Origin of the sequence: Vibrio sp. THAF190c (assembly GCF_009363355.1) — a bacterium.
In the GTDB taxonomy this organism is placed as follows: Bacteria; Pseudomonadota; Gammaproteobacteria; order Enterobacterales; family Vibrionaceae; genus Vibrio; species Vibrio fortis_A.
Genome location: NZ_CP045338.1, coordinates 188,127 through 200,218 on the forward strand (window position 1 = coordinate 188,127; position 12,092 = coordinate 200,218).

Genomic DNA, 12,092 nt, shown 5'->3' on the forward strand with positions numbered 1-12,092 from the left:
TTTGAAAACCGTTGCTGTTATCGGGTTGGGTAATATTGCTACCCGACATAGAAGAAATTTAAAACTATTGTTTCCTCAGTGTAGACTTCTGGCTATGTCGGCGAGTGGGAGAGTTCCAGCAGATCCTGTATCTGATTGTGACGAAGTCGTTTCTGGTGTTGACGAGATCATTCGCTCAGGTGCGGAACTTGTTATTGTTGCATCTCCTGCTCCTTTCCACGCTGAGCATACAATCCCGTTATTGCAGGCTGGTATTCCAACATTGATTGAAAAACCAGTGACGACGCGTGTTGAAGATGTGCAGCACTTACAGACTGTTGTTGATAAAACGCAAACTCCTGTTGCTGTCGGTTATTGCTTACGTTACTTACCTTCAAGCCAGGAAGTAAAAGCACTATTAGACAAGGGGGCAATTGGAGAGCTCTATAATGCGTATATTGAAATAGGACAGTACCTACCTGATTGGCGCCCGAGTAAAGATTATCGAAGCAGTGTATCTGCTAATGCTGAACTAGGCGGGGGCGCACTATTAGAGCTCAGCCACGAGTTAGATTATGCACAGTGGCTTCTTGGTGATTTAACCATACGATACGCTCACTTGCGCTCTTCAGATGAACTGGGCTTAGAGGTAGAAGATTTGGTTGATGTTGTCACAACTACCCAGAGTGGTACTTTGATCAACATTCATTTGGATTTTTTACAGCGCCAAGCATATCGACGTTGTCGCTTTGTAGGCAGTAAAGGTACGGTTGAATGGGACCTGATTAAAAATGAGGTTAAGCAGACGAACCATACTGGTGAAAGTACTGTTTATAGTGACCTAGCTTGGGACAAAAACAAAATGTACCTCAATATGTTGCAAGACTTCATCAATATGACCAAAGACAATAAGCATAGTTGTATCGACCTTCAACAGGCTGGTAAAACGGTCGAGTTAATCGAAACAATCAAGCAGCATGCTAAAACTCAAACGAAAGGCTAGTTGACCCAATGAAAAACTATGCATTTATTTTTGTTCGCGGGGGCTCAAAAGGCTTACCAGGCAAGAACATTAAACCACTGGCTGGTAAACCCCTATTGCAATATTCGATTGAAACAGCGAAAGCCTGTGCATCGATTAGCGATGTTTTTGTTTCAACTGATGATAGCGACATTGCCAAAGTCGCCGTGGGTTGTGGTGCAACATTGATCGAACGCCCACAAGAGCTAGCAACAGACACAAGCCCAGAGTGGCTTTCATGGCGTCATGCTGTTGAGTGGGTACAAGCCAACTATGGCGATTTTGCTCACTTTATTAGTCTGCCAGCAACGAGCCCTTTACGCAGTGTTGAAGACGTGGAATCGTCAATCCTACAACTTCAGAAAGATTCGGCGGATATTTGTATTTCCGTGACTCCCGCAAGCCGCAGCCCATTTTTTAACATGGTAAAGAAAGATGAGCACGGCTTGGTTGAATTAGTGAATAAGCCAAGCGGTGAAGTGGCGAGACGACAAGATGCACCAGAAGTGTTTGATATTACGACCGTTGTTTATGCGACAACCCCTCGCTTTGTCTTAGATAATTACGGACTGTTCAGTGGCAAAGTGACGAGCATCGAGGTACCGAAGGAAAGAGCCGTAGATATCGATGATATTTATGATTTTAAACTAGCGGAAGCTATTGTTATGGGTGAAGAGTGATGAATGAACTTCTAAAGAGTAAGACGATATTAATTGCTGGAGCTGGAGGCTTATTGGGATCTCGTTTAGTTCCTGCTGTGCTTGCTCAGGGAGCAAAAGTTATTGCTGCCGATATCAATGTTGATGCAACGAAAGAACGTTTAGAGAGTGTGGGGGTTGAGCTGGATAACGAATCACTCTCGTTAGTAGAGCTGGATGTGACTAATGAGCACTCAGTGAAGGCTTTTTTCGAGGGTTGTAATGCGTCGTTAGACGGAGCCGTAAACACGACTTATCCAAGAAACAAAACCTACGGTAAGCATTTCTTTGATGTGAGCTTTGACAGTTTCAATGACAATCTGTCTCTGCATTTAGGCAGTGCGTTTTTGTTTGTTCAGCAAGCTGCCGCTTATTTCAAGCGCACAAAGCATCCATTATCATTAGTGAATATTTCCTCGATATATGGTGTTGTCGCTCCGAAGTTTGATATTTATGACAACACTCCGATGACGATGCCAGTTGAGTATGCCGCGATTAAATCAGCGATTCAGCATTTGAGTAAATACGCTGCAGCCTACGTTAATGACAGCCGTTTCCGTATAAACTGTGTTAGTCCTGGTGGGATCTTTGATCATCAACCAGACGCATTTTTAGAGGCCTACAAAAACAACACCCATGGCGCTGGTATGCTAGATGTAGAAGAGGTCGTTGGTTCTGTGCTCTTCTTGCTCTCTGAGCAGTCTCGTTATGTAACAGGGCAGAATATCGTCGTAGATGATGGGTTTAGTCTTTGATTTAAAGTAAAAAAGGGCCTTTGGCCCTTTTTTATTGTTCGGATGTTTTTAGCTGCTCTAAAAACTGCTCAGGTGTATTCATATATGGAATGTAACTCTTGATTTTAGCGTCATCCCAGCTCCACCATTGAGTATCTAGCAATCCTTTAATAATCTCCTCAGAGAAGCGATATTTGATCACTTTGGCAGGTACTCCACCCACAATCGCGTAAGCTGGTACATCTTTGCTCACAACGGCCCCTGCTGCGATTACGGCACCATCTCCTATCACCACTCCAGGTAGCAAGATCACATTCGCACCTATCCAAACGTCATTGCCAATTACCAGTTTTTTATCATTGGCAATATGGCTGATCGACTTATTTTCGTTTACAAAACCAGGTTTCTTACTATAGGTAAACGTGTTGGTGGAAACCATAGATAAGGGGTGATTTCCTGCTAGGGTCACGTTGTCTGCGGATATATTACAGAATGCGCCAATTGATTCGATTAATCGAGTCTGACTCCAAAATTGCTCATAGCCCGTAGAATATTTACCTACAGTAAAACCAAAGAGTTTTTCTGAGATATAACGATAACCCTCTTTAAATTTCCCATGTTGGTCACGACAAACCCTTCTCATTTGACTCGTCTTTAAAGCAAGGTATGGGTTCCAAGTACGCTTACCTCTTTTTCTGTCAGCTAAAAGATAACCATATTTATCGAGTGTTCTTTTGTCCGCGCCTGTGAGGTTATATTCCATTATCTACACCTTTAAACATGAAAAGTAGTTGTTCAAATAATTTGCAATACGCTTATCGCGTTCTCCCTGAGCAACTGTCACTGGTGCAATAAGGTGGATATTGGCATCAGGGTAGATCTTGGACAAGGTATAGAGAGCCGTTGAGGAGAGCCCAATGAGGGTCTTTGGCTCTACTTGAGCTTTCATCAGTTCAATCTCAATCGGTAAATCAGGAATGTGATATTGTACGCCCTCTAAACTTTTTACCTGCTCAGTGACATGACCAGCTTCTGTTCGATGAGGAATGTACAATAAAGGTTCTGGCTGATTCGGAGTGATTGCCGCGCGGATTAAATCCAAATATTCAGAGAGACTGATTCGTCCTGGTTCATCAACGCTGCCTTGACCAATAAAGACATCTTGCGATTTGGCGTTTCCTGAGTACTGTTCAATCTGATCTTGCAGTACCGCTAAATTATTTTCTCGTAGTGTCGTGATACAGTTTTCAAAATGGAAAATTGAGAAAATTTCAGTGTTTTCAAAGAAGCCCAATCGACCTATAGGCTGGATACCTTGCAAACGCAGCTGGAGATCTTGCAGCCAACGAGGTCGATGATATTCTGCTTTGGTTTCAATATGATCGTAGTAATCAAAAAATGTCATTGTTCCATCATCGAAGAAAACATGTTTCTTAAATGGCAGATTGCGGATCAGCAGTTTGCTCCGCCAAGCAAAATATTCACTATAGAACAGCGTATCAAGCTGACCTTGGCTCAGGGCTAAGACTTGTTTGATGATTTTTGGCGTCACCGTTGTGCGCTTATTTCGAGGAAAGCGCATCACGTGTTGCCAGTCATTTTCATTCAATAGCGACGCCATTTGACGTTGCCCTGTTGGATTATCTTGCTCAATCAGTACCAGCACGTTGTCCGTGGTTTGGTAAGCAACACGGGCTTCATTCGCGCATAGGTATTGAAAGGGAGAAGTGACAATAAATACGTTCATCTTACTGGCTGATCTCATCTAAAGTGCGTTGAAGTGATCCTTGATTACGTTGTACCACCGTTAAAGCTTTCTCTGCTTGGTGCTGACGCATATCTGAGTTAGAGAGGAGTTCTTGAACATGTTTGCTTATAGCGTCTGGCTCGCAAACAATAATCCCATGGTGTTCAATCAACTCTTCGGTGATTTCTTTAAAGTTGTAATAACTTGGGCCATTCACCACTGCAACCTTTAATGCTGCAGGTTCCAACATGTTATGCCCACCAACCTTCTTACCAATTAAACTCCCCGCCATAAAGCAGACATCTGCCGCACCAATAAGCACTAACATTTCGCCCATGGTATTACCGAGATAGACTTGGTGATCAGTTGCGACATTCTCTTGCGAAGTTCTACGCGTGGTTTTGAAGCCCTGGCTTTGGCAAAGGTTGAATACATCATCAAACCTTTCTGGGTGACGAGGAACTAGAATTAACAACGCTCTTGGGTTTGACTTCAATAACTCATGATGGGCTTTGAGAATCTGCTCATCTTCCCCTTTATGTGTACTAGCGGCTATCCAGATAGGCCTGCTTTCACCGAGTAAGCGGCGTAGCTCTTGCGCTTTCTTATGAGTACTTTCAGGTATTGAAATATCAAACTTAATAGATCCAGTGACAGTCACCTTATTTGGATTAGTACCTAAAGAGATAAACCGATCGGCATCTGATTGAGTTTGGCATAAAACTGAGGCTAAAGCTGGATGAATTTGATTAAACAATGGTTGAATTTTAGCGTAGTTATCGCGTGATTTTTCTGATAAACGGGCGTTTACGATAGTAATTGGAATACCTGCACGGCTGACTGTGGCAAGAGTGTTGGGCCAGAGCTCTGTCTCGATGATCAGCATTTTCGCCGGCTTAACGGCGTTGATGAAGCCTCGAACTGCAAATGCAAAATCAATTGGCATGTATCTATGCTTAACTAAATCTCCCAACTTTTCCACCTGCTCTGCCCCTGTGCTGGTGGTTGTCGTCACAACAATTACTTGCTCAGGATTATTTTGCTTCATTATTTTGATGAGGGGAGTTGCAGCTAAGGTTTCGCCTACTGATGCAGCATGAATCCAAATAGGGCGCTGATTTGATGCCAATTTAGGTGTTATGCCAAAGTGCTCTTTCCAGCGCTTGCCGAACTTGGGTTTATTTGGCTTACTTTTGTATAAGCCAAATAGAAGTAGAGGGGCGGCAAGTGCGAGGAGCAGCGTATAGAAAAACCGAATTAACATGCGCTTACCGAAATGGCTTCTAACTTATGGATGCTATTAATGACTTGTTGAGGTGATAGCTCCGTTAGGCATTTTAAGTGCTTGAATTCACATTCACGTTGGAAACAAGGGCGGCAATCAATGTCTGTATGCACAATCTCGACTCTCTCAGCCAGTGGCGGTGTGTATTTCGGTGAAGTTGAGCCGTAAACAGCAACAACGTTACAACCCACAGCAGCGGCAACGTGCATCAAGCCAGAATCGTTTGCAACCACAGTTTGACAAGCACCCAGCAGATCTACTGCTTCAATTAGGCTTGTTTGGCCAGCCAGGACATGAATTTGTGATTGAAGCTCATCAGGAACAAGAGCCTTAATGTTGTTACACGTTTCTAAATCTTTTTGAGAGCCAAACAGCCAAACTTGCTTACCTGCTTTACTCATCGATGCTGCGACTTCTGCGTAATGCGTTTCAGGCCACTTTTTAGCAGGCCCAAATTCGGCTCCTGGACAAAGGCCAGTAATTGCGTCATCTAGAGCAAGTTGAAATTTTTCTGCGGTAGCTAACTGTTGGTCTTTGAAAATAGTTAGAGCAGGTCTCGGTAGCCGCTCTAATCCACCCAGGGAACCTGAGTCGATCATTTCTGCTTTAGGATGGGCGAGGGCTACATAGCGCTCAACCATGTATTGGAATGATTTTTTATTTGGGCGCAGGTCATTCAACAAACCGTATCGCATCTCACCTTTCCAGCCCGTGCGTTTTGGAATGCCCGCAAACCACGGAATCAAGGCTGATTTAGCTGAGTTAGGACAAATGAAAGCTTGATCATATTGAGCTTCACGCAGTGTTTTACCAATTGCTCTACGACCGAGAAAGTTAAATTCACCATGACCAATCGGCATATCAATCGCTTGGTTGACCTCTGGCATACGCTCGAGAATCGGCTTACACCAACCGGGTGCAATCACATCGATGACCGCATCAGGGCGTTGCTGTTTTAAAGTGATATACAGTGATTGTGACATCACCATGTCGCCCACCCAAGATGGACCAATGATTAATATTTTTTTCATCGTGTATAACCCTTAATCCACAACTTAGCGTCATGGTAAGGTGAGTAGGTGCTTTCTGGATCTTCTGGAGTATTTAGGAATTTTAGGATCCACATATACTGCTCTGGTGTTTTAATCACAGCTTGCTCGATAAACGCATTCATGCGACGAGTGTCATGATGTTCGTCTTTCGAAGGGTAATCGTCCCAAGGCGGGTAAATATCGATAACAAACTTACCTGACTCAGCATCAAATATAGAGAACACTGGAATGATCTTCGCTCGGCTCACTTTAGATAGTTTGCCAAGGCCGGGTAAAGTCGCTTTTGGATTATTGAAGAAATCAACAAAAATACTGTGTTCTCGACCGTGGTCTTGATCGGGTAAGTAATAACCTAGATACCCATCCCTAACAGATTTGATAAACGGTTTGATGCCATTGTCTCTTTCATACACTCGTCCGCCGTATTGAACACGCTGACGATGCATTAGCCAGTCCATTACGGGGTTTTTCTGACGTTTAGCCATTGCAGAAACAGGCAAGCCTTGAGAGGCGAAATAAACTGCTGGAATATCGATCCCCCAGGAGTGGGGTACCAGTAGGATAGCTTTGTCACCTGAATCGAGTGTGGATTGGATGTGTTCTAATCCGTTTACCGTTGTATTATTTACCAACCACTTTTGACTACGCAATGACAAGGAAGCGAAACTTAATAGAAATGTGCCAGCAGTAACTAGGGTTTTTTCTAATAACTGTTCTCGCTCTTGTTTGGATAGTTCAGGAAAGCAGAGTGCAAAGTTCACCCAAGCGCTGTTAATGGTTCTACTCGGTCTTTTTATCAATGCCTTGGCAATCTTTGTAGCAAGCTTAAGTTTTACCTTATGGGGTATTAAGGCCAAAGGTAGGCCTAGAAACACAACTAGCCATGTTCCCCAGTGCTTTGGAGCAAGGAAACCCCACTCGAAAGTGGGGTTGTAGGCATTTTCATCGAAGTCGTTACGCTTCTCAGTCATTGAAAACTCTCAGTTCTTAAATGCTCTTAGTTTTTGTACAGTAAGAGAATAATTATTTGTTCTTCAGGGCCATGTATTCTGCAACACCTTCGGCAACGGTTTTGAATTCGATATCACAACCAGCGGCACGTAGCTTAGTCAGATCTGCCTGAGTAAACTCTTGGTATGCGCCTTTTAGGTGTTCTGGGAATGGAATAGTCTCAATCTCACCCTTTCCATGGTGCTTGATGACTGCTTTTGCTACCTCTTCAAAAGACTCTGCATTGCCAGTACCTAGGTTAAAAATACCTGACACGCCATTCTCTAGGAACCAAAGGTTAACTGCGGCTACATCACCAACATACACAAAGTCACGCTTAAACGTTTCACTACCAGCGAATAGCTTTGGATTCTCACCTGCGTTCATTTGGTTATTAAGGTGGAAAGCCACCGAAGCCATACTGCCTTTGTGTTCTTCACGAGGGCCGTATACGTTGAAGTAACGGAAGCCTGTGATTTGCGATAATGTTTCGTTGTGCGCTGCTGCATCTTCTTGCAAGCGACGAACGTAGTTATCGAACTGCTGTTTAGAATAGCCGTATACGTTTAGCGCGCCTTCGTACTCTTTTTCTTCAATGAACGTATCGGTTTCACCATAAGTAGCGGCAGAAGAGGCATAAAGGAAAGGAATCTGACGCTCAACACAGTAATGCAGTAGCTCTTTTGAGTACTCGTAGTTGTTAAGCATCATATACTTGCCATCCCATTCGGTTGTCGCAGAGCACGCGCCTTCGTGGAAAATCGCTTCGATATGGCCAAAATCGTCACCAGCCATAATTTGAGTTAGGAAATCATCACGATCCATGTAATCAGTGATGTCTAGGTCGACAAGGTTTTTGAACTTCTTACCATTTTTTAGGTTGTCGACGACCAAGATATCGTTGTGGCCAGCTTCGTTTAGCGCCTTAACAATATTGCTGCCAATCATGCCAGCACCACCAGTTACGATAATCATATTTTACCTACTCTTTTGAATACAAAACTATCGCGATTATAGCAAGGAATGAACAATTCGGGCTAGTGCAAACCAAGGTTACTCTCCTGTTACCACCTAAATACACTTCATATTTTGGCTAATTGAATAGGCAGTTTTATATAGCGAATGAGAACACAACCAGGTTGGATAAGAATTGAGCTTCGCTGACCAGATGTTAACGGCTCGATCTATCGGTTTAGGGGCGATATACTAACTCTCTAAACAGATAGGGATTCGAAATAGAAATGAAGACACGTGACAAGATCGTTTATGCGGCGCTAGAGCTATTTAATGAGCACGGCGAGCGTAGTATCACCACCAACCATATCGCTGAACATATTGAGATCAGCCCAGGTAACCTTTACTACCACTTCCGCAACAAGCAAGAAATTGTGCGTGATATCTTTACTCTGTATTCCGTTGAGCTTCTAGAGCGATTTACCCCAATCCAAGGCCAACAAGAGAGCTTGACGCTACTTAAACACTACTTAGACTCTATCTTCACGTTGATGTGGAAATACCGTTTCTTCTACGCCAACCTTCCTGAAATTTTGTCTCGCGACGAGCAGCTGCATAACGACTACATGGCTGTACAAGAGCGTTTGCAATCAAACTTAATCGCGATCATGCGTGCATTCGTGGATTTGAACTTGTTAAAAGCCTCTGAAGATGAGATGAAATCCATGGTGACTTCTCTGCACCTTATTGCATCGAGCTGGCTGGCTTATCAATCTGCCATGTCTCCAAGAACACAGATTACAGAGCAAGTTGTTCACCAAGGCATGCTTCAGATGATTGCAGTCGTGAAACCTATCGCAACCACTCAAGGTTTCGAGCAGTTGACACTGTTGGAAGATGGTGTTCGAGCGTTGAATGGATAGTTGAAAGATACGAGTGACGGGTTGCGAGATTCGAAAAGCTGCTTTCATCGTATGGCTGTTCGTCAATCGCTTACTCGAATCCCGCATCTGCTTTTTTGATAGCGAGGCACGAGCGTGATAGGGAATCTTTTTGGGTAGGCTAAGATAAAGTTGATACATAGATTCCAGACATTTCGTTCCTCAATTCTGGAATGACGAATCTTAAAAACTTTCTAACTCAAAGCTGAACCCATGGCGTGGGCTTTCCGTCACTCGTTTACTCGTAACTCGAATCTGCTCCTACCTAACCAACCAACTCTTAGGATTCTGAGCTTGACTGTTTCTACGGATCTCAAAGTAGAGTGATGGGCGAGACTGACCGCCAGTATCACCAGCAAGCGCAATGGCTTCGCCGGCTTTTACCTTATCGCCTTCCTTTTTCAATAGGGCTTGGTTAAAGCCGTATAAGGTCATGTCACCTTTACCATGGTCGAGCAGTACCACCAAGCCATAGCCACGCAGGTATTCGGCAAATACTACGGTTCCTGAATAGACAGATTTGACCTGTTGGCCATAACTGGCGTTAATCACCACGCCTTTCCAGTTAATTTGACCGGTTTGTCGAGTGCCGTAGTTATGTAATACCTTACCTTTGATTGGCCATGGCAGTTTGCCTTTACGTTTTGCTAAGCCATCCATAGGCACCGCATTGCGTCTTTCGCGTGCGGCTTTTTCTGCTTTAGCAATTTCTGCTTTTAGACGAGTCTCATTACGTTGCAGTTCTGCAAGGTAGTTTTGATCACCAGAAATGCTTTTCTTAATGCTACCAACCGTTTTCTTACGCTGAGCTTGAGTTTTAGCGAGCTGGTCGCGCTTGGTCGTTTGCTGTTTGAGTAGGGATGCGATTTGCTCTTGTTCTGCTTTACGAAGTCGTTGGCTCTCTTCAAGCTCGGTTTGAGTTTGTTCAATCGCTTTAATCGTTGTTGTACGCGCCTTGGCTAAGTGTTGGTAGTAATGACTAATACGATCTTCTTCGACACCTGTATTAAGAATGTGTGAAGAGGCTTTAGCACGACGCGTCATGTAGTAAGTTTGAATAAGCTGCTCAAGCTTCTGAGTATGGACTTGCTTCTGAGTAGTAAGCGCTTGAATCTTATTATTGAGTTGCTGAACGTTAGCGTTAGCAGTTGCAAGTTGTTTCTTACTTTCCTTGATCCCTTTCTCTAGTGAAGCGATCGAGAGCTCTTGTTTCTTGAGGTTGGCTTGCAAGCTATCCAGTTTCTTTTGTTGAGAAGATAAGGCTTTTTGCTGACGAGAGATTTCGCTTTTAACACCCTTCAGCTCACCTTGGGAGGCTGCATGAGTAGTAATGGGGTAGATTGCGATACCGAAAGTAGTAGATAACAAAAGAGCACAGCTCAAAGTGCGAATCTGTTTTATAGTTTTTGTCATCTAAGTTACAGCCTACTAATTAGTCGTTGGAGCTCGTTTATTATGTGCGTATTAAACAATAGATTCCAGATACTTTAGAAACAGATACGAGTAAACGAGATTCGGGATACGAAGAGCTAAAGAGCCTGTGCTGAGATGAGGGGTACAAGATTTGAACAAACCTGCTCTTGTCTTCTAGCTCCTCACCACTCGCATACTCGTGTCCCGTATCCGCTTTTATTCTGTTCGCATCCCGCTATTCGAATCTCGCATCTGCTTTAAGCTCTTGATCCTTTCGCATCCCGCTACTCGAATCTCTCATCTGCTTTTAATCCCTTCGACACTCGCTTACTCGCATCCCGAATCTGCTCTTATATCCCATCACCATGAATAAAGTTTTGAGAGCGTCCATTAAACCCTTGGTCCATATCCAGTGATGGTTTGTCTGTTTTCGGTTTACCAACAATCTTAGCTGGAACACCAGCAACCGTGGTATGAGCTGGAACAGCTTGTAGAACCACAGAACAAGAACCGATTTTGGCACCTTCACCAACTTCAATGTTGCCTAAGATCTTCGCACCTGCACCAATCATTACGCCTTCGCGGATCTTAGGATGACGGTCACCGCCTTCTTTACCGGTACCACCCAAGGTTACGTCTTGCAGGATAGATACGTCGTTTTCAACAACCGCAGTCTCACCAATCACGATTCCGGTAGCGTGGTCGAGCATGATCGCTTTACCAATACGCGCTGCAGGGTGGATATCCACTTGGCATGCAACAGAGATTTGGTTTTGCAGGTATGTAGCCAGTGCAATGCGACCCTGTTTCCACAACCAGTTAGCCACGCGATAACCTTGTAGTGCATGGTAGCCTTTAAGGTATAGCAGAGGCATAGAGTACATCTCTACTGCCGGGTCTCGTGTCACGGTCGCGCAAATGTCGCAAGCCGCAGCATCGATAATTGATTGGTCTTCGGCAAAGGCTTGCTCAACCACTTCCCGGACTGCCATAGCTGGCATAGAAGCCGTTTTCAGTTTGTTTGCCAGGATATAACTTAACGAAGCACCGAGACTGTCATGGTTGATAATGGTCGCATGATAAAAACTTGCAAGCATAGGCTCTTGTTCAGACTGCTCTCGAGCTTCTTTTACAATGCATTGCCAGACTTTTTGTTGTTCACAGTGTTTCATTTTTTCTATCCATATTTTTTGAAGGGCAGATACGAGTATCGAGATTCGGGATACGAAAACCAACTAGATTCCAGACGCTTCGTTCCTCAGTTCTGGAATGACGAAA

Annotated in this window: 12 protein-coding genes; 4 read left to right on the forward strand and 8 right to left on the reverse strand. The window is 43.9% G+C overall.

Going from position 1 to position 12,092, the window contains the following annotated elements; genetic code table 11:
• Window positions 1-25 precede the first annotated feature (25 nt).
• Genes FIV04_RS00845 through FIV04_RS00855 form a run of 3 tightly spaced genes read left to right on the forward strand, consistent with a single transcriptional unit; the run spans window position 26 to window position 2,453 of the window.
• The gene (locus tag FIV04_RS00845) at window positions 26-982 is read left to right on the forward strand and encodes a Gfo/Idh/MocA family protein (protein ID WP_367618261.1); all 957 of its coding nucleotides are present in this window, start codon (window positions 26-28) and stop codon (window positions 980-982) included.
• Between the two features lie 8 nt (window positions 983-990).
• Window positions 991-1,680, forward strand: coding sequence for an acylneuraminate cytidylyltransferase family protein (locus FIV04_RS00850; RefSeq protein ID WP_152468005.1), 690 nt, complete (start codon window positions 991-993; stop codon window positions 1,678-1,680).
• On the forward strand, window positions 1,680-2,453 hold the full coding sequence (locus FIV04_RS00855; protein WP_152468006.1) for an oxidoreductase: 774 nt from the start codon (window positions 1,680-1,682) through the stop codon (window positions 2,451-2,453). Before FIV04_RS00850 ends, FIV04_RS00855 begins: the two co-directional genes overlap by 1 nt.
• 31 nt (window positions 2,454-2,484) lie before the next feature.
• Here the strand turns inward: FIV04_RS00855 and FIV04_RS27295 are convergent, their stop codons facing one another.
• The 6 genes from FIV04_RS27295 to rfaD are packed head-to-tail and all read right to left on the reverse strand — an operon-like array spanning window position 2,485 to window position 8,481.
• On the reverse strand, window positions 2,485-3,195 hold the full coding sequence (locus FIV04_RS27295) for a CatB-related O-acetyltransferase (protein ID WP_301339524.1): 711 nt from the start codon (window positions 3,193-3,195) through the stop codon (window positions 2,485-2,487).
• A gap of 3 nt (window positions 3,196-3,198) precedes the next feature.
• Entirely contained in the window at window positions 3,199-4,197 is a 999-nt protein-coding gene (locus FIV04_RS00865) for a polysialyltransferase family glycosyltransferase (RefSeq protein WP_172974214.1), read from the reverse strand.
• A complete protein-coding gene (waaA, locus tag FIV04_RS00870; RefSeq protein ID WP_152468007.1) occupies window positions 4,181-5,443 on the reverse strand; it encodes a lipid IV(A) 3-deoxy-D-manno-octulosonic acid transferase in 1,263 nt (420 codons plus the stop codon). Before waaA ends, FIV04_RS00865 begins: the two co-directional genes overlap by 17 nt.
• Window positions 5,437-6,495, reverse strand: coding sequence for a lipopolysaccharide heptosyltransferase II (gene waaF, locus FIV04_RS00875; RefSeq protein WP_152468008.1), 1,059 nt, complete (start codon window positions 6,493-6,495; stop codon window positions 5,437-5,439). Before waaF ends, waaA begins: the two co-directional genes overlap by 7 nt.
• The gene (lpxM, locus tag FIV04_RS00880; protein WP_152468009.1) at window positions 6,492-7,487 is read right to left on the reverse strand and encodes a lauroyl-Kdo(2)-lipid IV(A) myristoyltransferase; all 996 of its coding nucleotides are present in this window, start codon (window positions 7,485-7,487) and stop codon (window positions 6,492-6,494) included. The genes waaF and lpxM overlap by 4 nt, the downstream gene beginning before the upstream one ends.
• Window positions 7,488-7,539: 52 nt before the next feature.
• Window positions 7,540-8,481 (reverse strand): ADP-glyceromanno-heptose 6-epimerase, encoded by a 942-nt coding sequence (rfaD, locus tag FIV04_RS00885; RefSeq protein ID WP_152468010.1) that lies wholly within the window; start codon window positions 8,479-8,481, stop codon window positions 7,540-7,542.
• A gap of 266 nt (window positions 8,482-8,747) precedes the next feature.
• Here rfaD and FIV04_RS00890 point away from each other — a divergent pair, with 266 nt between their 5' ends.
• Entirely contained in the window at window positions 8,748-9,383 is a 636-nt protein-coding gene (locus FIV04_RS00890; protein WP_152468011.1) for a TetR/AcrR family transcriptional regulator, read from the forward strand.
• Window positions 9,384-9,662: 279 nt separating this feature from the next.
• Here the strand turns inward: FIV04_RS00890 and FIV04_RS00895 are convergent, their stop codons facing one another.
• Complete coding sequence (locus FIV04_RS00895) at window positions 9,663-10,814, reverse strand: murein hydrolase activator EnvC (RefSeq protein WP_152468012.1); 1,152 nt, start codon at window positions 10,812-10,814, stop codon at window positions 9,663-9,665.
• A gap of 350 nt (window positions 10,815-11,164) precedes the next feature.
• Window positions 11,165-11,986, reverse strand: coding sequence for a serine O-acetyltransferase (cysE, locus tag FIV04_RS00900; protein WP_032551183.1), 822 nt, complete (start codon window positions 11,984-11,986; stop codon window positions 11,165-11,167).
• Window positions 11,987-12,092: the final 106 nt, after the last annotated feature.

Coding starts and splice junctions, on each gene's coding strand:
- FIV04_RS00850 (WP_152468005.1), top strand. CDS start 991: ATGAAAAACTATGCATTTATTTTTGTTCGCGGGGGCTCAAAAGGCTTA.
- FIV04_RS00855 (WP_152468006.1), top strand. CDS start 1,680: ATGAATGAACTTCTAAAGAGTAAGACGATATTAATTGCTGGAGCTGGA.
- FIV04_RS27295 (WP_301339524.1), bottom strand. CDS start 3,195: ATGGAATATAACCTCACAGGCGCGGACAAAAGAACACTCGATAAATAT.
- FIV04_RS00865 (WP_172974214.1), bottom strand. CDS start 4,197: ATGAGATCAGCCAGTAAGATGAACGTATTTATTGTCACTTCTCCCTTT.
- waaA (WP_152468007.1), bottom strand. CDS start 5,443: ATGTTAATTCGGTTTTTCTATACGCTGCTCCTCGCACTTGCCGCCCCT.
- waaF (WP_152468008.1), bottom strand. CDS start 6,495: ATGAAAAAAATATTAATCATTGGTCCATCTTGGGTGGGCGACATGGTG.
- lpxM (WP_152468009.1), bottom strand. CDS start 7,487: ATGACTGAGAAGCGTAACGACTTCGATGAAAATGCCTACAACCCCACT.
- rfaD (WP_152468010.1), bottom strand. CDS start 8,481: ATGATTATCGTAACTGGTGGTGCTGGCATGATTGGCAGCAATATTGTT.
- FIV04_RS00890 (WP_152468011.1), top strand. CDS start 8,748: ATGAAGACACGTGACAAGATCGTTTATGCGGCGCTAGAGCTATTTAAT.
- FIV04_RS00895 (WP_152468012.1), bottom strand. CDS start 10,814: ATGACAAAAACTATAAAACAGATTCGCACTTTGAGCTGTGCTCTTTTG.
- cysE (WP_032551183.1), bottom strand. CDS start 11,986: ATGAAACACTGTGAACAACAAAAAGTCTGGCAATGCATTGTAAAAGAA.